Source organism: Mesorhizobium sp. CA7 (assembly GCF_020165015.1).
Lineage (GTDB): Bacteria > Pseudomonadota > Alphaproteobacteria > Rhizobiales > Rhizobiaceae > Mesorhizobium.
In genome coordinates, this window is the sequence record NZ_JAIUHH010000008.1 from 150,944 (window position 1) to 169,213 (window position 18,270).

Annotated in this window: 16 protein-coding genes and 1 tRNA gene; 7 read left to right on the top strand and 10 right to left on the bottom strand. The window is 63.7% G+C overall.

From position 1 onward, the window contains the following. Positions 1–215: 215 nt before the first annotated feature. Complete coding sequence (gene parC / locus LB552_RS17015) at positions 216–2,471, bottom strand: DNA topoisomerase IV subunit A (RefSeq protein ID WP_224608513.1); 2,256 nt, start codon at positions 2,469–2,471, stop codon at positions 216–218. Between the two features lie 163 nt (positions 2,472–2,634). On the opposite strand from parC, the gene LB552_RS17020 reads away from it, so the two are divergent. Both LB552_RS17020 and LB552_RS17025 read left to right on the top strand, forming a co-directional pair. Beyond that, entirely contained in the window at positions 2,635–2,865 is a 231-nt protein-coding gene (locus tag LB552_RS17020; protein ID WP_224530754.1) for a hypothetical protein, read from the top strand. A gap of 23 nt (positions 2,866–2,888) precedes the next feature. Next, on the top strand, positions 2,889–4,079 hold the full coding sequence (locus LB552_RS17025) for a hypothetical protein (RefSeq protein WP_140842644.1): 1,191 nt from the start codon (positions 2,889–2,891) through the stop codon (positions 4,077–4,079). Between the two features lie 97 nt (positions 4,080–4,176). On the opposite strand, the gene aspS is transcribed toward LB552_RS17025, so the two are convergent. Further along, positions 4,177–5,967 (bottom strand): aspartate--tRNA ligase, encoded by a 1,791-nt coding sequence (aspS, locus tag LB552_RS17030; protein WP_224547037.1) that lies wholly within the window; start codon positions 5,965–5,967, stop codon positions 4,177–4,179. A 121-nt stretch (positions 5,968–6,088) separates the two neighbouring features. Further along, positions 6,089–6,847: a DeoR/GlpR family DNA-binding transcription regulator gene (locus tag LB552_RS17035; protein WP_224608516.1), complete on the bottom strand. Its 759-nt coding sequence runs from the start codon at positions 6,845–6,847 to the stop codon at positions 6,089–6,091. 112 nt (positions 6,848–6,959) lie between these two features. Between LB552_RS17035 and LB552_RS17040 the strand changes: the two genes are divergently transcribed. After that, positions 6,960–8,168 (top strand): MFS transporter, encoded by a 1,209-nt coding sequence (locus LB552_RS17040; protein ID WP_224608519.1) that lies wholly within the window; start codon positions 6,960–6,962, stop codon positions 8,166–8,168. A 129-nt stretch (positions 8,169–8,297) separates the two neighbouring features. Continuing rightward, positions 8,298–9,449 (top strand): ribonuclease D, encoded by a 1,152-nt coding sequence (gene rnd / locus LB552_RS17045; RefSeq protein WP_224608522.1) that lies wholly within the window; start codon positions 8,298–8,300, stop codon positions 9,447–9,449. 204 nt (positions 9,450–9,653) lie between these two features. Here the strand turns inward: rnd and LB552_RS17050 are convergent, their stop codons facing one another. From LB552_RS17050 to LB552_RS17070, 5 genes are all read right to left on the bottom strand, one after another. Continuing rightward, positions 9,654–10,073 carry an MAPEG family protein gene (locus LB552_RS17050; protein ID WP_095767715.1) on the bottom strand — a complete coding sequence of 140 codons (420 nt, stop codon included), beginning with the start codon at positions 10,071–10,073 and terminating at the stop codon, positions 9,654–9,656. Between the two features lie 10 nt (positions 10,074–10,083). Beyond that, the gene (locus tag LB552_RS17055) at positions 10,084–10,629 is read right to left on the bottom strand and encodes a hypothetical protein (RefSeq protein ID WP_224530762.1); all 546 of its coding nucleotides are present in this window, start codon (positions 10,627–10,629) and stop codon (positions 10,084–10,086) included. 46 nt (positions 10,630–10,675) lie between these two features. Further along, positions 10,676–12,178 carry an IMP dehydrogenase gene (guaB, locus tag LB552_RS17060; RefSeq protein WP_224530766.1) on the bottom strand — a complete coding sequence of 501 codons (1,503 nt, stop codon included), beginning with the start codon at positions 12,176–12,178 and terminating at the stop codon, positions 10,676–10,678. A gap of 132 nt (positions 12,179–12,310) precedes the next feature. After that, positions 12,311–12,760, bottom strand: coding sequence for a PIN domain-containing protein (locus tag LB552_RS17065; RefSeq protein WP_224608525.1), 450 nt, complete (start codon positions 12,758–12,760; stop codon positions 12,311–12,313). After that, complete coding sequence (locus tag LB552_RS17070; protein WP_095767718.1) at positions 12,757–13,002, bottom strand: type II toxin-antitoxin system Phd/YefM family antitoxin; 246 nt, start codon at positions 13,000–13,002, stop codon at positions 12,757–12,759. The genes LB552_RS17065 and LB552_RS17070 overlap by 4 nt, the downstream gene beginning before the upstream one ends. A 211-nt stretch (positions 13,003–13,213) precedes the next feature. Between LB552_RS17070 and LB552_RS17075 the strand changes: the two genes are divergently transcribed. Continuing rightward, a complete protein-coding gene (locus tag LB552_RS17075) occupies positions 13,214–14,635 on the top strand; it encodes an MFS transporter (RefSeq protein WP_224530771.1) in 1,422 nt (473 codons plus the stop codon). A 42-nt stretch (positions 14,636–14,677) separates the two neighbouring features. On the opposite strand, the gene LB552_RS17080 is transcribed toward LB552_RS17075, so the two are convergent. Both LB552_RS17080 and LB552_RS17085 read right to left on the bottom strand, forming a co-directional pair. Next, entirely contained in the window at positions 14,678–15,373 is a 696-nt protein-coding gene (locus tag LB552_RS17080; protein ID WP_095767720.1) for an RlmE family RNA methyltransferase, read from the bottom strand. Further along, positions 15,373–16,722 carry a Ppx/GppA phosphatase family protein gene (locus tag LB552_RS17085; RefSeq protein ID WP_224608528.1) on the bottom strand — a complete coding sequence of 450 codons (1,350 nt, stop codon included), beginning with the start codon at positions 16,720–16,722 and terminating at the stop codon, positions 15,373–15,375. The genes LB552_RS17080 and LB552_RS17085 overlap by 1 nt, the downstream gene beginning before the upstream one ends. A 264-nt stretch (positions 16,723–16,986) precedes the next feature. Here LB552_RS17085 and LB552_RS17090 point away from each other — a divergent pair, with 264 nt between their 5' ends. Continuing rightward, positions 16,987–17,919, top strand: coding sequence for a YbhN family protein (locus tag LB552_RS17090; RefSeq protein WP_224608531.1), 933 nt, complete (start codon positions 16,987–16,989; stop codon positions 17,917–17,919). Positions 17,920–18,118: 199 nt separating this feature from the next. Then, a tRNA-Gln gene (locus LB552_RS17095) sits at positions 18,119–18,192 on the top strand. Positions 18,193–18,270 lie beyond the last annotated feature (78 nt).

Consider the following 18,270-nt stretch of genomic DNA (forward strand, 5'->3'; position numbering starts at 1 on the left):
AGCAATCGTGACGATAGTCCAAATAGTGCCTTTCCTTCTCCCCTTGTAGGAGAAGGTGGATCGGCGCGCAGCGCCGAGACGGATGAGGGATGTTTCAGCGGGGTGAGGCGTTGGCGGCATCCAACGCAGCTCAAGTCCGTGTCAAGCTGGAACACCCCTCATCCGTCGCCTTCGGCGACACCTTCTCCCGCAAGGGGAGAAGGAAAGGTGCTGCTTCACCCAAATTTCCCCGTCCTGGGAAAACCCTTCGGCACCATGCGGCCGGCGGCGGCGCGGGCTCCGATCCACTCGGACAGCTCCTCGCGCGACTTGGTGAAGGTGCGATCGGCCGAATCCTGCCAGGAGAGCCCCGTCGCCAGGGTGAAGGTCTTCAGGTCCAGCACGCCGCCGTCCTTGTATTTCTGCAGGCGCACACCCTTGCCGCGCGCCATTTCCGGAATTTCGGCCAGGGGGAAGACCAGCATCTTGCGGTTCTCGCCGACAATAGCGAGATGGTCGCCCGAAACCGGGATGCAGCGCTTGGCCTCGTCCGGCGCCTTGACGTTCATCACCTGCTTGCCCTTGCGGGTGTTGGCAACGACCTCTTCCTCCGAAACGACAAAACCGTTGGCGTCGTAGGAAACGAGCAACAGCTTGCGCTTCGGATCATGGACGAAGGCAGTGACGATGTCCTGGTCGTTCTCCATGTCGACGATGATGCGGATCGGCTCGCCATGGCCGCGCCCGCCCGGCAGCCGGTCGGCGCCGATGGTGTAGAACTTGCCGCCGGTGGTGAAGACCAGGATCTTGTCCGTGGTCTGGGCATGGAAGGCGAGCTTCAGGCTGTCGCCTTCCTTGAAGGTGAGCTGCGAATGGTCGGTCAGGTGGCCCTTCATGGCGCGCAACCAGCCCTTTTCCGACACAACGACGGTGACCGGCTCGCGCTCGATCATCGCATGCGCGATGTCGGTCAAGTCGTGCTCGGGCGCATCGGCAAACTGGGTGCGACGCTTGCCGAGCTCGGTCTGCGGACCGAACGTGTCACGGACCTTGGCGACTTCCCACTTGATCGTCGACCATTGCTTGGCGTCGGAAGCCAGCAGGGCCTCGATCTGCTTCTTCTCGGTGGTGAGGCCGTCAAATTCCTTGCGGATCTCGATCTCTTCTAGCTTGCGCAAGGCGCGCAGGCGCATGTTGAGGATGGCTTCGGCCTGGTTGTCGGTGAGCGACCAGCGGGCCATCATCACCTGCTTGGGCTCATCCTCCTCGCGGATGATCCTGATGACCTCGTCGATGTTGAGATAGGCGATCAGGTAACCGGCGAGGATTTCCAGCCGCTTCTCGATCTCGCCGAGCCGGTATTTCGAGCGGCGGATCAGAACCTCACGGCGGTGGTCGAGCCACTCCTTCAGCACGCCCTTCAACGACAGGACGTTCGGCACCTTGCCGCGCGACAGCACGTTCATGTTGAGCGGGAAGCGGCTTTCGAGCTCGGTGAGCTTGAACAGCGATTCCATCAGGATGCCGGGATCGACGGTGCGGCTCTTCGGCACCAGGACGATGCGGACGTCCTCCGCACTCTCGTCGCGGATGTCTTCGAGCAGCGGCAGCTTGCGTGCCATCAAAAGCTCGGCGATCTTCTCGATCAGCCTGGCCTTCTGCACGCCGTAGGGGATCTCGGTGATGACGATGCTCCAGGTGCCCCTGCCCTGGTCCTCCTGGCCCCATTTGGAGCGCACGCGGAAACCGCCGCGGCCCGTCTCATAGGCTTCGAGGATCGAGGCGCGGCTGTCGACGATGATGCCGCCCGTCGGGAAATCCGGCCCCTGGACGAAATCCATCAACTTCGCCACCGGCGCTTCGGGATGCTCGATCAGATGGAGCGCTGCGTCGCAAAGCTCGGCGGCGTTGTGCGGTGGGATCGAGGTCGCCATGCCGACGGCAATGCCCGACGAGCCGTTGGCGAGCAGGTTCGGGAAAGCGCCCGGCAGGACGGACGGCTCCTCGTCCTCTTCATTGTAGGTCGGCCGAAAATCGACGGCGTCCTCGGTGATGCCGGCAAGCAGCTCGCTCGCCACCTCGGTCATGCGCGCTTCGGTGTAGCGCATGGCCGCGGCGTTATCGCCGTCGATGTTGCCGAAATTGCCCTGCCCGTCGACCAGCGGGTAGCGCATCGAGAAATCCTGCGCCAGCCGCACCAGGGCGTCGTAGATCGACTGGTCGCCGTGCGGATGGAACTTGCCCATCACGTCGCCGACGATGCGGGCGCATTTGGCGAAGCCCTGATCGGGGTTGAGTCTCAGCAGCCGCATGGCGTGCATGATGCGGCGATGGACCGGCTTCAGTCCGTCGCGCACATCGGGCAGCGCCCGGTGCATGATGGTCGACAGCGCGTAAGCGAGATAGCGCCGCTCGAGCGCTTCCTTCAGATCGACCGGTTCGATTTTATCGCCGCCGCCATTGTCATCAGGCGGCAAAAGCCTTTTTCCCATGAATTTGGACTAGCCGAGCGGGTGATTCGCGGCAAGCGCCGCGTGAACGTCGGCGCATTCGCCGTGGCTACAGACACGCAGCCGGCGGTGTGAAGGATTTCACGGAAGCGGCGCCACGGCAGCTGCAACTTGCCGCCGATCTGCAACAGGCTTGGTCGGCAACATGACGCCGACCAACATCAATCCGTTACATGCGGCCGCTATCTGGCAATGCAACGCGCTGGCGGAGGAAAGCCGCGGTCTTCATGACAAATTCACCGCATCGGGCAATAGCTGCCGACCGGCGTTTGCTTTTCATCGCCGTTTTCGACAAATGGGCCCGGAAATGCCTTTTTCCCGTCCCGTTCGTCACGGAATGGTGATGGAGCAGATGTCAAAAATAATTTCACAATAGCCAATCAGGACAGGGAACTCGCCATGACAATCCAACGCTCAACACTCAAGAAACTGGCCTTTTCGACCTTTCTGCTGACGCTGCCGCTCAATTCGGCCTTCGCCGCCGATCCGGCGGTGGCCGAGCGCATCAAGGCGGCCCTTGCCGCCCAGGGCGTCGAGATTTCCTGGACAGGTGTCTCCGGCGACGATTCGAACGCCGTCCTGCAAGGTGTTTCCATCAAGCCGGCGGCCGAGAAGGAAGCGCTGCCGATCGGCGACGTGAAGCTGGAGGGGGTCAGCGAAGCCAATGGCGGCTATGAGATCGCAACCCTCTCGACCTCGCCTTTCGAGCACAGCAAGGATGGCGTGACGCTCAATCTCAGCCCGGTGGTCGTCCACGACATGAAGGTCCCGGCCGAAGGCGGCACCGATCCGCTCGGCTCGCTGATGATGTACAAGTCGGCGGAACTCTCCAACATGACGGTCAAGGTCGGCGACAAGACGGCTTTCGCGATGGACGGGCTTGCCGTCCAGATCACCCCGCCGGCCGACGGCAAGGCGATGGACTTTACCGCCAACACCGAAAAATTCACCGCCGACCTGTCGCTGGTCGACGATCCGAAGTCCAAGGAAGCGATCGACGCGCTCGGCTACCAGAACATCTCGGGCAACATCGCGATGGCCGGCACCTGGCAGCCGAGCGACGGCAAGATGGAGCTGTCGAAATATGACATCTCGGTCGAGAACGCCGGCACGCTCGGCATGACCTTCAATCTCGGCGGCTACACGCTCGACTTCATCAAGTCGATGCAGGAGATGCAGAAGAAGCTCGCCGCCCAGCCGGAAGGCGCCGACAATTCCGCGCAAGGCATGGCCATGCTCGGCCTGATGCAGCAGCTTTCGTTCAACGGCGCATCGGTGCGCTTCGAGGACGATTCGCTCACCGGCAAGGTGCTCGACTATGTCGGCAAGCAACAGGGCATGTCGGCCAAGGACGTCGCCAACCAGGCCAAGGCGATCGTGCCGTTCGGCATGGCGCAGCTCAACAATCCCGAGCTGACGGCGGAAGTCTCGGCGGCAGTCAATACCTTCCTCGACAATCCAAAGAGCCTGGAAATCTCGGCCGAGCCGCCGTCGTCGGTGCCGTTCGCGCTGATCATGGCCGGCGCCATGTCCAACCCGCTCGACCTGCCGAAGACGCTTGGCGTCAAGGTCAAGGCGAACCAAGACTGATCGGACAGTCAGCTGCAAAGAAAAGCCCGGCAGCGATGCCGGGCTTTTCTTGTTGAAGGCGATTCTTGTAGGAAAAAGAAGATCCTGGCTACGGCTTTTAGCCTTCCTTCTTCGCCGCAGCGACGCGCAGCGACAGCTCGCGCAGCTGCTGCGGAGTCGCTTCCGAAGGCGCGTTCATCAAAAGGTCGTAGGCCTGCTGATTCATCGGGAACATGGTGATCTCGCGCAGGTTCTTGGCCCCCACGAGCAGCATGACGATGCGGTCAACGCCGGCCGCCATGCCGCCATGCGGCGGCGCGCCATACTGGAAGGCACGATAAAGGCCGCCGAAGCGCTCCTCCACGGTTGCGCGGTCGAGACCGACCATCTCGAAAGCCTTGACCATGGTTTCCGGCAGATGGTTGCGGATGCCGCCCGACGCTATTTCGAAGCCGTTGCAGACCATGTCGTACTGGAATGCCTTGATGCTGAGGGGCTCCTGGCCGTTCAGCGCATCGATGCCGCCCTGCGGCATCGAGAACGGGTTGTGGGCGAAGTCGATCTTCTTCTCGTCCTCGTTCCATTCGAAGAACGGGAAATCGACGATCCAGCAGAGCTCGAAACGCTCGCGATCGACGAGGTTCAGCTCCTCGCCGGCGCGGGTGCGCGCGGCGCCTGCGAAGGTGACGAACTTCTTCGGGTCGCCGGCGACGAAGAAGGCGGCGTCGCCATCGGCAAGGCCGAGCTGCTGGCGGATCGCCTCGGTGCGCTCCTCGCCGATGTTCTTGGCGATCGGACCCGCGCCTTCGAGTTTTTCGCCTTCCTTGCGCCAGAAGATGTAGCCGAGGCCAGGCTGCCCCTCGCCCTGCGCCCAGGAATTCATGCGGTCGCAAAAGGCGCGGCTGCCGCCGGTCTTTGCCGGAATGGCCCACACCTCCGCTTTCGGATCGTTGGCAAGGATGTTGGCGAAGACCTTGAAGCCGGAGTCGCGGAAATGATCCGAGACCGCCTGCATCTCGATCGGGTTGCGCAGGTCAGGCTTATCGGTGCCGTAGGTGCGCATCGCCTCGTCATAGGGAATGCGGCGGAATTCCTGGGTCACCGGCTTGCCGGCGGCAAAGGTCTCGAAGACGCCGCGCAGCACCGGCTCCATGGTGGAGAGCACGTCGTCCTGCTCGACGAAGCTCATCTCGAGGTCGAGCTGATAGAATTCGCCAGGCAGGCGGTCGGCGCGCGGGTCCTCGTCGCGGAAGCAGGGCGCGATTTGGAAATAGCGGTCGAAGCCGGAGACCATGATCAGCTGCTTGTACTGCTGCGGCGCCTGCGGCAACGCGTAGAAGGTGCCGGGGTGGATGCGCGACGGCACCAGGAAATCGCGCGCCCCTTCGGGCGACGACGCGGTGAGGATCGGCGTCGAAAACTCGGTGAAGCCGACCTCCCCCATGCGCTTGCGCATCTCGGCGATGATTTTTGTCCGCGCGACGATGTTCTTGTGCAGTGTCTCGCGGCGCAGATCGAGGAAGCGGTATTTCAGGCGGATGTCTTCCGGGTAGTCCGGCTCGCCGAACACCGGCAGCGGCAGCTCCTTGGCGGCCGACAGGACTTCGATCTCGCGCGCGAAAATCTCGATTTCGCCGGTCGGCAGGTTCGGATTGACGGTTTCCGGCAGCCGCGCCTTGACCTCGCCGTCGACGCGGATCACCCATTCGCCGCGCAAGGTCTCGGCGGCCTTGAAGGCCGGCGAATCCGGATCGGCGACGATCTGGGTCAGGCCGTAATGGTCGCGAAGATCGATGAAGAGCAGTCCGCCATGGTCGCGCACGCGATGCACCCAGCCCGACAGGCGGACGGAATTGCCGACGTCGTTCTTTCTCAACTGGGCACAGGTGTGGCTGCGGTAACGATGCATAGTCATGGGGTAAAGTCCGGAAATTGCGGGCGTCGGCCCGGCTCGAAAATTGGCGCGAAAAGCGCATGAGAGGCCGGCTTTGTCAAGGCAAGCGGTCACACAGGCGCGCCGCTGCGACCGTTCAGGCAAAGTGGACTTGCACACCCCGGCTTTGGAAATCGGCGAGCGTGGCAGCAGGCGCGGTCCTTTCCACCACGAGATGGCGGATCGCATCCGCCCCTGCCACGCGATAGGGCGCAGCGGTGGCGAGCTTGTCGTTGGTGACTGCGATGACGATGCCGGCGCTGTTTTTCGCCATGGCGCGTTTCACCTCGGCTTCGGCCGAATCGAAAGCGGTAACGCCGCGCGTGATATCCAGCCCGCAGGAGCCCAGAAAGAACAGATCGGCGCCGAGCTGCGCCACAGCGGCCAGCGTATCTGTCCCGACGCAGGTTCCGAGATCGGGCACATAGCGGCCGCCGAGCACGATCAGCTCGACCAGGGGAAGGTCCGTCAGAGCCGAGGCGACGCCCAGCGAATTGGTGGCGACGGTCAGCTCCAGATCGCGCGGGATCGCCCTGGCGATCGCCTCGTTGGTCGTGCCGCCGTCGATGAACAGCGACTGCCCTGAACTAAGCAGTCCAACCGCCGCCCGGGCGAGCCGCGTTTTTTCCTCGACCGCATGACGGCTGCGCTGGCTGAGCGCCGCGGCGGCAAAAGGCGCGGAGGCGACCGCGCCGCCATAGACGCGACGCAGCTGCCCGGCCTTCGCCAGTTCCCTCAGGTCGCGGCGCACAGTGTCCTCCGACACGCCGAAACGGCTGGCGAGCTCGCCGGCCAGCACTTTTCCGTCGGCCGCAAGCTGGTCGCGAATGAGTTGGTGGCGTTCTTCGGTGAGCATGCGCGATCCTGTTTATTTGTGCACGTTGTTGCATGTTTTGCCGGTTCATGCAAGAAACAGAGTCGCCGCAGCCTGAGAGCCGCCGCCAAAATCTCCTTATCGGATTTGCCTGATGACCCTTGGCCTGAAACTCGCCCCCCAGCACCGCGTCTATGCCGGCTTCGCGATCCATTCCTTTGCCATGGGCAATATCTTTCCGCGGCTGCCCGACATCAAGCGGGCCATGCAGATCGAGGACGGCACGCTCGGTCTCGCCCTGATCGGAACGCCGATCGGCACTCTGATCGCGCTGACGCTGGCGACGCCGATCCTGGAGCGCGTCGGCTTCCGCCGCGCGCTGCTGTGGCTGGTGCCTCTGCTTGGCTTCGCCTATGCCGTCGCGGTGCATGCGTCAGGCCCCGCGGCCCTGTTCCTGATGCTGCTCCCGGTCGGATTGATGATCGGCAGCATCGAGATCATCTTGAATGTCGAGGCGGACAGGACCGAGTTCCTGCTCAAGCGCCGGATCATGAACCGGGCGCATTCGTTCTGGAGCATCGGCTTCTTCGGCGCAGGCCTGTTCGGCGGCGCGCTGGCGCATCTCGGCCTGTCGCCGCAACTGCATCTGGCGCTGGTGGTGCCGACGGTGGCGGTTGCGATGGCGCTGTTCCTGGGCGGCTTCGAACCCGCGCCTGCCCGTTTCGCCGCGACCGGCGACAAGCCGCCGATATTCGCCCGTCCGACGCTGCCGATCCTGATCCTCGTCGCGGTGACACTGTCGGCAATGCTGATGGAAGGGGCCAGCATGGACTGGTCCGCCATCTATATGCGCACAGTGTTCGACTCGGGCCCCTTCGTTGCCGGCTTCACCGTGGCGCTGTTCGCCTTCTCGCAGGCAACGACACGCTTCTTCGCCGACAGCTTTGTCGACCGCCATTCGCCGAGCGGCGTAGCGCGCGTGCTGCTGGCGACAATGGCGGTCGGCGTGTTCATCGTCTTCTTCTCGCCCCTGCCCTTCATCTCGATGCTGGGCTTTGCGCTTCTAGGCATCGGCAGCAGCGCCATCTTTCCGCTGGCGATCTCGGCTGCGGCGCAGCGTACCGACCGTCCGGCGGCGATCAATGTCGCGGCCCTGTCGCAGATCTCCTTCGTCGCCTTTCTGCTTGGCCCGCCGCTGCTCGGCTTCGTGTCGGACCACTGGGGCATCCGCTCGGCCTATGGCATCGGTATCCCCTTCATCCTGCTCAGCCTGGCCACAGCCGGCGTGCTTGGCCGACGGCCATCGGCCGAAGCCGCGGATACCGCAAGGCAAAGCGTGGAGGCGCAGGCCGGCGAGGCCTGAACCGCGCCGCCGGGCCATCGCATATCGCCATCGCGCGAAACTAGCGGTGCGTGACGACGTCGCGGCGCTTGACGAATGCCCGCGCGGCTGAAATTGAAAGAGGCCTAATATTGTGCCAAAAGCGATTTGATGCAGGTCATCACCACACAAGAAGAACTCGAGAGCGTTGTCGCAGCGTTCGAAAAGTCGGAATTCGTTACCGTCGATACCGAATTCATTCGCGAGACAACCTTCTGGCCGATCCTTTGCCTTATCCAGATCGCCGCGCCTGGGATTGAGGCGCTTATCGATCCGTTATCGCCCGGCATCGACCTGAAACCGTTTTTCCGGCTCATGGCCAACGAAGCGGTGCTGAAGGTTTTTCACGCGGCGCGCCAGGACATCGAAATCATCGTCCATCTCGGCGATCTGGTGCCGCATCCGGTGTTCGACACCCAGGTGGCGGCGATGGTCTGCGGCTTCGGCGACAGCGTTTCCTACGACCAGCTCGTGCAGAAGGTCACCGGAGCCCGGCTGGACAAGTCCTCGCGCTTCACCGACTGGCGGCACCGGCCGCTCTCCGACAAGCAGCTCGAATACGCGCTTGCCGACGTCACCCACCTGATCGAGGTCTACCAGCATCTCAGCGCCGAGCTGAAGCGCGAGAATCGCGGCCACTGGCTGAACGAGGAGATGGATGTCCTCACCTCGCGCGACACTTACGATCCGCATCCCGAGGATGCCTGGAAACGGCTGAAGATGCGGCTGCGCAAACCGCAGGAGCTGGCGATCGTGCAGGCGGTGGCGGCCTGGCGCGAACGCGAGGCGCGCGAGCGCGACGTGCCGCGCGGCCGCGTGCTCAAGGACGACGCGATCTATGAGATCGCCCAGCAGGCGCCGCGCGATGCGGCCGCGCTCGGCAAGCTACGCACCACGCCGAAAGGCTGGGAACGCTCCGCCACGGCAACCGCGCTGCTCGGCGCGGTCAACGCGGCGCTGGCGCTGCCCAAGGACGCGATGCCGAAACTGCCGAAAAGCGTGCAGCCGCCGGAGGGGTCGAGTGCGGCGGCGGAACTGCTCAAGGTGCTGCTCAGGATCGTCGCAGAGAAGGAAGGCGTGGCCACCAAGGTGCTTGCCTCCAGCGACGATATCGACCGCATCGCCGCCGAGGGCGACGAAGCCGACGTGGCGGCATTGCAGGGCTGGCGGCGCGCCGTTTTCGGCGAGCAGGCGCTGAGGCTGGTACGCGGCGAGATCGGCATCAAATTCGACAAGCGCCGGATCGCGTTGTTCGAGCTGTAGCGGCTTTCCCTTCTCCCCTTGTGGGAGAAGGTGGATCGGCGCGCAGCGCCGAGACGGATGAGGGGTGTTCCGGCGGAGTGAAACGCTGGCGATCTCCTATCGCGGCATCCAACGCTGGCTTAAGTCCCTGTCAAACTGGAACACCCTTCATCCGGCCGCTGCGCGGCCACCTTCGTCCACAAGGGGAGAAGGGAAAGGCGAGCCTCACACTACCTCGAGCAGGTGGAGCGCGAACCAGATCCAGGCGATGAGAAGTATGCCGGCGCCAAGGAAGAAGGCGCGGCTGCGGTGCAGCACATGGTTTCTGTCGAGATGCACCCAGGCGTGGACATAGCGCGTGACTATGAACAGCCACATTAACGCTAGCGTCAGGTAGTTCACGCCATTGGTGACGAACAGCGCCAGGCACAGCACGTGAAAGAGAACCGGCAGCTCGAACTGGTTGATCAGGTTGTTGGCGACGGTGACGCTCGAGGCCGGCTCGGTTGAGCGGACCTTGTACTGGCCGATCCTGGCTTCGCCGGACTTAACAGCGAGATAGCGCCGCTTGAACATCACCAGATAGACGACATAGACGAGAAGAACATGCGCCAGCATCGGCCAGAAGATGGCTGTCTGGCGCATCTGCTTGTCCTCAGCGTCGCCGCCCGGCCAGCGCGAAGACCGCGATGACGAAGACCGGAATCGCCAGCAGCGCGAATTTGCTGACGGTCAGCAAAGAGGCGAAGGCCAGCGAATCGGGATTGGCCAGCTGGAAATCGGAGAGCAGCCGCGCCATGGCAAAATTCTGGGTGTAGTCGGCGACCGCATAAGGAGCCACCAGCACCAGCGAGAACAAGGCCTGCAGCTGCGTCGGCAAGGCGCGGAAGGTGCTGAGTCGCCGCCCGAAGACGAGGATAAGGCTGACCAGCGTCAGCGACAGCAGCGCCGGGAACAAAAGATCGAAGGTCAAATAGTGCCAGACGATGATGATCTCGCCGCCGCGCCGGCCGAGCGCGGTGAGCCACGCCATGCCTTCGTCGGGCGTGAAGCCGGCGACGCGCATGTCGAGCGAGGCCAGGCCGCCGCTCAAGCGCTGGAAATAGAGAAACTCCAGCGCCGTCATGAGGAGGAACAGCGCAATCGAGGCGATGGAGAGCGCTGCCGCGTGACGCGACAGCCGCAGCACCGCCACGCTCAAGTCACGCCACAGTCCCCGCCGGCAGTCAGGCCGATCGGTCTGCCGATCAAATTCCGCCCGGGTAATTGGGGCTTTCGCGGGTGATCGTGACGTCATGGGCATGGCTTTCACGAAGTCCGGCGTTGGATATGCGCACAAAAGTGGCGCGCTCGCGGAAATCTGCAAGATCACGTCCACCCACATAACCCATAGCGGCTTTCAGGCCGCCTGCAAGCTGGTGCAGCACGCCAGCCACAGGTCCTTTATAGGGAACCTGCCCTTCAATGCCCTCCGGAACCAGCTTCAGCGTGTCGCGAACTTCAGCCTGGAAGTAGCGGTCGGCCGAGCCGCGCGCCATGGCGCCGACCGAACCCATGCCCCGATACGCTTTGAAGGAGCGGCCCTGGTGGAGATAGACCTCGCCGGGGCTCTCGTCGGTGCCGGCAAGCAGCGAACCGATCATGGCCGCGCTTGCGCCGGCGGCGAGCGCCTTGGCGAGATCGCCTGAATATTTGATGCCGCCATCGGCGATGACGCTGACGCCGGCCCTGCTGGCCGTCTCGACCGCCGACATGATTGCCGACAGCTGCGGAACACCGACACCGGCGACGATTCGGGTGGTGCAGATCGAACCCGGGCCGATGCCGACCTTGACGGCGTCGGCGCCGGCATCGATCAGCGCCTGCGTGCCCTCGGCCGTGGCGACATTGCCGGCCAGGATGCGCACGGAGTTCGACAGCTTCTTCGCCCGCGTCACCGCATCCAGCACGCGCTGCGAGTGGCCATGCGCGGTGTCGATGACGAGCAAGTCCACGCCGGCGTCAATCAGGCGCTCGGCGCGCTCGAACCCGTCATCGCCGACGCTGGTGGCGGCCGCCGCGCGCAGGCGCCCCTGCGCGTCCTTGGTGGCGTGCGGGTTGAGCTGCGACTTCTCGATGTCCTTGACGGTGATCAGGCCGACGCAATTGCCGTTCCTGTCGACCACTACCAGCTTCTCGATGCGATGCTTGTGAAGGAGACGCTTGGCTTCGTCCTGGTCGACATTCTCCTTGACCGTGATCAGGTTCTCACGCGTCATCAGCTCGTAGACCTTCTGCGCCGGATCGGAGGCGAAGCGCACGTCGCGGTTGGTGAGGATGCCGACGAGGCGGCCGACCGTGTGGCCGCCGGTGCCGCCATTTTCGACCACCGGGATGCCGGAAATCGAATAGGTGCGCATCAGCGCCAGCGCATCGGCCAGCGTGGCGTCGGGGCCGATGGTGACTGGGTTCACCACCATGCCGGATTCGAATTTCTTCACCTGCCTGACCTGCTCGGCCTGTTCGGACGGCGAGAAATTGCGGTGGATGACGCCGATGCCGCCGGCCTGCGCCATAGCGATCGCCAGCCGCGCTTCGGTGACGGTGTCCATGGCTGCCGACAGGATCGGCACGTTGAGATCGATGTCGCCTGCAATTCGGGTGCGGATGTCGGTCTCGCCAGGCATGACTTCGGAATGGCCGGGCTGCAAGAGCACGTCGTCGAAAGTCAGCGCCAGCGCGCCGGTGGACGTTTCGATGATTTTTGCCATGACCAGTCCTTTTGAATGCGGAAAAGGCGCCGGGCCGATTGGCCAGCGCCGACTCTCTTCTTCCCTTTCAGGATTGGCGCTGGCTGGTAACACGTCCTGTCGCGGTTGAAAAGCCGATCGTTGCGAGACGGCCTATTCGATGCCGAGAAGAGCATCGAGCAAAGCGTGGCGCGGCAACTCAAAAGGATTGACGACAGTTACGCCGCCCCACGTAAAACCGTCTTGAAGATCTTCTGACAAAAGGAGCCGGCAACCCGCTTGCGAAGCGGCGGAAAGAATGACGGCATCCCAGACGCCGAAACGATGGTCCGCAGCAAGATCGACAGCCGTCATCATCACTTCCGGCGTTGTTTCAATAACCGGGAAGGCGTCGCGCCAGCTAAGCAGTGTATCGCGAGCCTCCTGGGGCGACCTTCTAGCTTTGCGAAGCAGAACATTGAACAGTTCACCCAGCACCTGGACCGGAACAACCACAGCGCCTTGCGGAACGTTCCGTAGCAATTCGAGGGCGAGGTCGCGCTTCTCAGGATCATTGGCGCCCTCCGCGTAGGCAAGGACGTTGGTATCCAGCGCGATCTTCACGGGTTATCCTCATAAAGATCCTCGCGAGTCCAGCGTCCTGCATTGACGATCGGCTGCCTTTCGAGTCGCGACAGCAGAGCTGCGCGCGACCGGGAGGCCACGCCCTCGTGCTTGTCCGCAGGCACGATCCGCGCCACTGGCCGCCCATGGCTGGTCACGACGTAGCTCTGCCCCTCGCGTACTTCACGCAGGATATGAGAGAATCTGCGATTGGCGTCGGCTGCAGAAACAGTTTCGTCCATGGCTGCACCTATAATGTAGTTATTATTACTACATAGCGGCCGGCCTTGCATTTGACAAGTCCGCGTACCGTGACGCCAACCAGGACTGCGCTCCCGCAAAACTGACAGCAATTTAATGCGACATCCGGGGCGAAGCGTGATAACCGCCCGGTCGCACCGGTTCGCCCCCAAGCCGGGCCTAGATTCGCGAAGACAGATCAGAGCGTTTCCCTTGAACCGCATCATCCCGCTCATACTGGCGGTCGCATTGTTCATGGAGAACATGGATTCGACCGTGATCGCGACGTCGTTGCCGGCGATCGCCGTCGACATCCACACGAGCCCGATCGCGCTGAAGCTGGCGCTGACGGCTTATCTGGTGTCGCTGGCGATCTTCATTCCGATCAGCGGCTGGATGGCCGACCGGTTCGGCGCCAAGAACGTCTTTCGCGCTGCGATCGGTGTCTTCATCGCCGGCTCGGTTGCCTGCGCGTTTTCCAATTCACTGCCGGCTTTCGTTGTGTCGCGCTTCCTGCAAGGCATGGGCGGGGCGATGATGACGCCGGTCGGCCGCCTGGTGCTGGTGCGCGCCACGCCCAAGAGCGAGCTGGTCGCGGCGATGTCCTGGCTGACCGTGCCGGCGCTGGTCGGCCCGCTCGTCGGCCCGCCGATCGGCGGCTTCATCACCACATACTTCACCTGGCACTGGATTTTTCTGATCAACGTGCCAATCGGCTTTATCGGCATGTGGCTCGCCACCCGCTATCTGCCCAGGACGGAGCCCGCCGAGACGCCGCCGCTCGATTTCCCGGGCTTCGTGCTCTCCGGCCTTGCCGCTTCCGGCATCGTCTTCGGCCTTTCCGTCGTCAGCCTGCCGGCGCTGCCGCCGATGGCCGGCTTCATCACCATTGTAGTCGGCGTGGTCTCGGGCGCGCTCTATCTCCTTCATGCGCGGCACGCCAGGAATCCGCTGCTGGCGCTGGAGCTGTTCCGCAACCAGGTTTTCCGGTCCTCGGTGCTCGGCGGCTCGCTGTTTCGCATCGGCATCGGCGCGGTGCCGTTCCTTTTGCCGCTGATGTTCCAGATCGGCTTCGGGTTGACGCCCTTCCAGTCCGGCATGATCACCTTCGTCTCGGCGATCGGCGCCATCGGCATGAAGTTCGTCACCGCGCTGATCTTCAGGCTCGCCGGCTTCCGCCGCGTGCTGATCTGGGGCTCGCTTGTCGCGGCCGCATCGATCGCCATCTACGGCCTGTTCACGCCGCAGACGCCTTACGCCCTGATGCTGGCGATCCTTTTGGTCGGCGGCTTCATCCGCTCGATGTTCTTCACCGGCGTCAATGCGCTTTCCTATGCCGAGATCACGCCCGCCGACACCAGCAAGGCGACACCGATCACGGCGGTTTTCCAGCAATTGTCGATCGCGCTCGGCGTGGCGCTGGCCGGCGGCGTCCTCGAAGTGTCGACCTCGATCCATGGCGGACCGCTGACCCTGCGGGATTTCCACATCGCCTTCTTCATCGTGGCAGCCGTCTCGGCGGCGGCATCGATCACCTTCATGCGGCTTGCGCCGGAGGCCGGCAACGCGGTCTCGGGCCACGGCCGGCTGACCAAGCCGAAGACGCTGGAAACGGTGGGGACCGCGGGGAAGTGAGCGCCGCTTCTCCTTCTCCCCTTGTGGGAGAAGGAGAAGGCGCTAGCCTTTGAACTCCTTCGCCAGCAAATACAGCTCCACCGATTCATCGCGCGAGGCCGGCGGTTTCACATGATGGACGGATCGGAAATTCTGCTTCAGCAATGACAAAAGCTCGTTCTCGGCGCCGCCCTGAAAAGTCTTGGCGAGGAAATGTCCGCCGGGCTCCAGGACGTGCAACGCGAAATCGGCCGCGACTTCGCACAGATGCATGGTGCGCAGATGGTCGGTGCGGCGATGCCCGGTCGTGGGTGCCGCCATATCGGACAGCACCACATCCGGCCGGCCGCCGAGCGCCTCGGCAAGTTTTTGCGGCGCGTCGGGATCGAGGAAATCCATCTGCAGGATGACGGCGCCCGGAACCGCGGCCATCTCGAGATAGTCGATGCCGACGACATGTGGGTTTTCCGCCGTCGACTTCGTCCGCGCGGCCGCTACCTGGCACCAGCCGCCGGGCGCAGCGCCGAGGTCGATGACCTTCATGCCGGGCTTCAGCAGATGATGCTTGTCGTCGATCTCGATCAGCTTGTAGGCGGCGCGCGAGCGGTAGCCGTCGGCCTTGGAGCGCTGCACATAGGGATCGTTCATGTGGCGCTCGAGCCAGCGGCGCGAGGATTCCTTCAAGCCGCTCTTCTTCTTGATCCTGGTCTTGAGGACGCGAATGCCGGCGGAACCCGGCTTATCCGGTTTTCTAGCCATCAACGGCCTCGCCCGCCATCGCGCCAGACACCGTCATCAGCCATCAATTCGCTCAGGATCCCCTCGCGCAGGCCGCGGTCGGCGACGCGCAAGCGCTCGGACGGCCAGACACCGCGGATCGCTTCCAGGATGGCGCAGCCGGCGAGCACGAGGTCGGCGCGGTCGGCGCCGATGCAGGGGTTGGCGCAGCGCTGCTGGAAATCCCAGCCGATCAGGCGCTCGATCATGCGATCGACGCTGTCGCGGTCCATCCAGAGGCCATCGACGCGGCGGCGGTCGTAGCGATCGAGATCGAGATGCACGCCGGCCAGCGTCGTCACCGTGCCGGAGGTGCCGAGCAGGTGGAAATTGGGACTTGCCAGCACATGTGCCAGCCGGTCGCGGCCGTCGAAGACCTTCAACCGCGCGGCCACGTCGTCGACCATGGCGGCAAAGGTCTCGCGCGTGACCGTGCGGCCGCCGAAGCGCTCGGCGAGCGACACCACGCCGACGGGCAGCGAGGTCCAGGAGACAATATGGTTGGCGAGCCGCGGAGAGCGCCGTCCGGTCAGGTCGATCAGCGCGATTTCCGACGAGCCGCCGCCGATGTCGAACAGCACCACGCCTTGCGTGTCGCGCTCGACCAGCGAGCCGCAACCGGAAACGGCAAGGCGGGCCTCGGTCTGGCGGTCGATGATCTCGAGCTTGAGTCCGGCCTCGCGCTCGACCCGATCCAGGAACTCGACACCGTTTGCGGCCGAACGGCAGGCTTCGGTGGCGATCAGCCTGGCTTTCCTGATCTTGCGGTTGCGCAGCTTCTCGCCGCAGATCTTGAGCGCCTCGACCGCGCGGTCCATCGCGGCCTGGCTTAGCCGGCCGCTGGCGGTCAGGCCCTCGCCCAGCCTGACGATGCGCGAGAAAGCGTCGATGACTCGGAACTGGCCGTGACGGCCAGGCACCGCGACCAGCAGCCGGCAATTGTTGGTGCCGAGGTCGAGCGCGGCGAAGACAGGCAATTCCTGTTGCGGCGGACGCTGCGGGACCGCCAGCCTTGGCTCAACCGGCGAAGGCCCGATCGGAGACTGCCTTGCCGCCGTGGCGGCAGGCGCGGCATGCGGCACGGCGACATTCTCGTCACGCGCGAACACCTTGCGGCCGCGCTTGCGCTTGCGTCGCTTGCGCGTCTTGCCTTTCGGTTGATCGCCATGCTGGTCGGCCTGGCTTAGGCCAATCTGTCGCTGGCCGGCATGTCTTTGGTGCGCACCCGCGTGGCGGCTGAATCGCGCCGTGTGCGGGCCCGCCGATTGCGTCGGCGATGCCCCGGACATGCCCACTGCCGACGCGCCCGCGCCGGTATCGTGGTCTTCCACTTTAGTTCCTTCCGGCGCCGCGCGAACCGGTAGCGGACGCAGCAGGCACCTCGATTTGTTTCAAGTTGGCAACAGAGTAGCAGCGCAGTTCACAATCACCAAGAGCGCGAGGTCGAATTTCGCTAACGTCGCATTTTGCCAGATCACGTTGGGGCAATGTCTTGCCGGTTGAATAGCCGGCTTCAATCAGGCATGTCTGAAATGAAGGTTCGAAGGGTTGGGCAACATCAAAATCAATGAGTTGCAACGCATGATGACGACGCCATGAATTGGAGGCGCTATTTCTGGCCGGTCATAGGCATCGCGGCCGTGGCGTTCTCGCTGTGGCTGCTCATCCACGAACTGCGCGGCGTTTCGCTCGACGACGTCTGGGCCGGCATTGCCGCCATCCCGCCGCGCGGCTGGGTGCTCGCGGCCCTGAGCGCGGTCGTCGCCTATGCCTCGCTCGCCGGCTACGACCACATCGCGCTGCAGCATATCGGCAAGAAAGTATCGTGGCTGTTCGTCACGCTGTGCTCCTTCACCACTTACGCGGTGTCGCACAATATCGGCGGCTCGGTGTTTTCCGGCGCGGTCATCCGTTACCGCGCCTACGGCACGCGAGGTCTGACCGGCCAGGAGGTCGGCGTGCTGGTGGCGATCTGCTGGTTCACCTTCATCCTGTCCAGCGTTTTCCTCGGCGGCCTCGTGCTGTCGCTGGAACCCCAGATCATCGACCGTTTCACGGGCGCGCCGCATCACGGCGCCGCATTCGCCGCCGGGCTCGCCATGCTCATCCTTGTCGGCGCCTACGCCTTCGGCAGTTGGCTGCGGCTGAGACCGCTGAAGATAGGCAGCTTCCAGCTGCACTATCCAGCGCTGCCGATCGTGGCGCGGCAATTGCTGATCGGGCCGGTCGAACTGCTGGGGGCCGCCGCGATCATCTATTTTGCCCTGCCCGAGATCGGCAATCCCGGCTATTTCGCGGTGCTCGGCGTGTTCATGGTGTCGTTCTCGATCGGGCTCCTGTCGCACGCGCCTGGCGCGCTCGGCGTGTTCGAATTCGTCTTCCTCACCGGGCTCTCGGATATGGATCCGGTCGGCGTGCTCGCCGCGCTTCTGGTGTTCCGCCTGTTCTATCTCATTGTTCCGCTGCTGATCGGCCTTGGCGTGGTGCTCTATTTCGAGCATTCCCAATACAGCAAAGGCGAGAGCTGAGCCTTCGGCCCTGACGGCAGAGCCAATGCATGTCGCCCATAAGTGCGGAGCGGCTTTGGGAGAACGACATGCATCGGACAATGGCTCAAAAAGCCTGCGTTGATCTCAGCTGCGGGCTTGACTATTTTCGGATGGCGGCTACAAGGCAGCGCTCGCGGCACATGAGCCGCCCGCATCGCGCGATACCAGACGCGCCTGCTGGGGAATAGGTTAACGGTAGACCCACGGACTCTGACTCCGTTAGTCCTGGTTCGAATCCAGGTTCCCCAGCCAAACTGGAAGTCCTGTGGACGCTTGGTTCCACAAGCTTCTTTCGCGTCCCCCATGTACGATTCTCCGGCTTCGCCGTGC